The sequence below is a fragment of the Thiomicrospira sp. genome (assembly GCF_014859555.1).
Lineage (GTDB): Bacteria > Pseudomonadota > Gammaproteobacteria > Thiomicrospirales > Thiomicrospiraceae > Thiomicrospira.
The window spans coordinates 1-2,662 of record NZ_JACUTY010000105.1 but is presented as its reverse complement, the minus strand read 5'-3'; the positions used below and the strand labels follow the sequence as shown (position 1 = coordinate 2,662).

3 protein-coding genes are annotated in these 2,662 nt (G+C 47.9%); 2 read left to right on the top strand and 1 reads right to left on the bottom strand.

Annotation, left to right across the window (positions count from 1 at the left end; all coding sequences use genetic code 11):
* Positions 1-422: HipA domain-containing protein (locus tag IBX48_RS10145; RefSeq protein WP_296834148.1), on the bottom strand; the 422-nt coding region annotated here is incomplete at its 3' end.
* Positions 423-782: 360 nt separating this feature from the next.
* Here IBX48_RS10145 and trmA point away from each other — a divergent pair.
* Both trmA and IBX48_RS10135 read left to right on the top strand, forming a co-directional pair.
* Positions 783-1,883, top strand: a complete 1,101-nt coding sequence (trmA, locus tag IBX48_RS10140) for a tRNA (uridine(54)-C5)-methyltransferase TrmA (protein WP_296834146.1) — start codon at positions 783-785, stop codon at positions 1,881-1,883.
* A 10-nt stretch (positions 1,884-1,893) separates the two neighbouring features.
* Positions 1,894-2,652 (top strand): sulfite exporter TauE/SafE family protein, encoded by a 759-nt coding sequence (locus IBX48_RS10135; RefSeq protein WP_296834142.1) that lies wholly within the window; start codon positions 1,894-1,896, stop codon positions 2,650-2,652.
* The last annotated feature ends 10 nt before the right edge of the window (positions 2,653-2,662 follow it).

Below are 2,662 nucleotides of genomic sequence, written 5' to 3'. Positions count from 1 at the left end.
GGGTGGTCAATGACCGTTTGCCAGAAATCGAGTGCCGCGATTTTGGCTTGGTGTTTGGCGGGTTCGGATACGTCGATAAATCGCGGGATTTGGAAGTCTGGGGTGATGAGTTCACCTTTTCGCGGCATAAACGCCATCGGCAACATATCGTAAATGGGGGTGGGATTGAGGATGTGTAAGCCATCGCTAAAAAATGAGAAGTTGCCAAGGTGCATATCGCTGTTGGCAATCAGTTGCCCAAAAGCATAAGCGGTTTCAACTAAAGCGTCATCCTCGGCTTTAATCTGTTGCTCGTTGAGCAGGGCTTTGGCAACCCTCGGCCAGTCCGTGCCTTTGCCGACAAATTGCGCATCCAGACTTTTCAGTGAAATGATGCCTTTGCGTCCATATTCACCATGTCGATCAAAACGCGTTATTTCCAAATATATTCGGTCGTCAAAAAACAATGCTGAGTGCGATGCGGCTATTCCTTCGCGTTCACGCCTTGATCTGAAAACTTGGCGTTGCCAGAATCAATCTGGGATTAATCGATGTGCCCTTTATATAGTGGCCAAGTCTGCTTGGGCAGAATGGCAGCAAATACACTCGCTCGCGCACGTCCAAGCTTTAGAATTAACCTTTGATTATTGTTCATCGGGAACCTTTAGAATCAATTGATGAATCAATAAATATGAAAAATTATTTTTTATTTATCCTGTGTTTGACTACAAGGGCGTGATGTTAGGCATCCGCGCTTAGACGCGATATAATGCCCGCCTAATTTTGATAAAGAGGGCGGCCTTGTGCTGTGTCAGGTTTTTCCCCAACAATATGATCAACAGCTCGCCGACAAACAGCAGCGTTTGCTGGGTCTAGTGCCGAGCATGGTAGATAAGTTGCAGGTGTTTGCTTCCGCGCCGGCGCATTTTCGTCAGCGCGCGGAGTTTCGCATCTGGCATACGCCGGAACGCTTGTTTTATGCGATGTTTGATCCAGAAAATCCTAAGCACCCGGTCGAAATCGTCTCTTGCCCGATGGCGGCGGAGTCGATTGATAACCTGATGACGCCCTTGTTAGAAGCGATTGGTCAGCAAGACATTTTAAGTCATGGCTTGTTTGAAATTGATTTTCTCGCCACGCTGAGCGGGGAAATGTTGGTGACTTTAATTTACCGTAAAAAACTCGATGACCAGGCCTGGTCGTCCGCCGCGCAAAGCTTGCGTGATATTTTGCCGATTGATCATTTAATCGGGCGTAGCCGTAAACAAAAGATTGTTTTAGATCAGGACTTTGTCATCGAGCGTTTAGAAGCCGACCACCAGGCCTGGTGGTTTCAGCAGATCGAGAATAGCTTTACCCAGCCCAACGCTAAAATGGCGCAGAACATGTTGGCTTGGGCGCGCGAGCAGAGCCGCGATATCAACTCTGCGGGCGGTGATTTGTTAGAACTCTATTGTGGTAACGGCCATTTTTCGATTGCGCTAGCGGATTTGTATGGCCACGTTTTGGCGACCGAAATTTCTAAAACCTCGGTAAAGTCGGCGCAGTTTAATTTAGCCAAAAATAGCGTGGAAAATGTCGAGGTGGTGAAGATGGCCGCCGAAGAGGTTTCGCAAGCCTTGCAAGGTCGCGAATTTAATCGTTTGGCGGAGATTGATTTATCGAGCTATCAATTCAACACTATTTTTGTCGATCCGCCGCGTGCTGGCTTAGACGATTTAACGCGCCAATTATCGAGTGAGTTTGAGCACATTTTGTATATTTCCTGCAACCCGGAAACCCTAGCGCGAGACCTAGCCGTACTGGAACAATCACATGATTTGATGGCCGCGGCTTTATTTGATCAATTCCCCTACAGCCACCACATTGAATCGGGCGTATTGCTCAAAAGGAAATCAGCGTGAGGAAAACGCAATGATTTTAGCCTGGATAGGCGCGTTATTAATTGGTTTAAGTTTAGGTTTGCTCGGTTCGGGCGGTTCGATTCTGACCGTGCCGGTGTTGGTGTATTTAGTCGGCCAAGATCCCAAAGTCGCAATGGCGGGTTCGTTGATGATTGTGGGTGTGATTTCGTTGATTTCCGCCATACCTTACGCTCGGCAAAAAACCATTGACTGGCGCATGGTAGCTTGGTTTGGCATACCAGGCCTGGTGGGGGCGGTATTTGGTGCTTGGCTAGCGCACTTTATTGACGGCGTGATCCAGATGTTAATTTTTGCCGCCTTAATGTTAAGCGCGGCTTATTTAATGTTTAAACCGGTCGATTTAAGCGACGCACCCAAAGCGCCGCGCGCGGCTTATAAAATTGTCGCGGATGGTTTAGTGGTGGGCGCGGTAACCGGCTTGGTTGGGGTTGGCGGTGGCTTTTTAATTATTCCGGCTTTGGTTTTATTAGGCGGTTTGTCAATGCGCTTGGCGATCGGCACCAGTTTAGTGATTATTGCGATGAAATCCTTCGCCGGTTTTGCTGCCTATTTAGAAGTATTAAACGCATTAAACCTGGAGCTGGATTGGGCGATTATTATTAAATTTACCCTCATCGGTATTATAGGCGGCTGGCTTGGCCACAAGGTCAGCCACAAATTCGACCAGCATCTATTACGCCGAGTATTCGCGCTATTCCTCGTATTAATGAGTGTGTTTATCCTCTACCAAAACTACCAGGCCTGGTGATGGGGTAAGG

Bases quoted from the DNA above. Each gene is read 5' to 3' on its own strand.
- IBX48_RS10135 (WP_296834142.1), top strand. From the start codon at position 1,894: ATGATTTTAGCCTGGATAGGCGCGTTATTAATTGGTTTAAGTTTAGGT.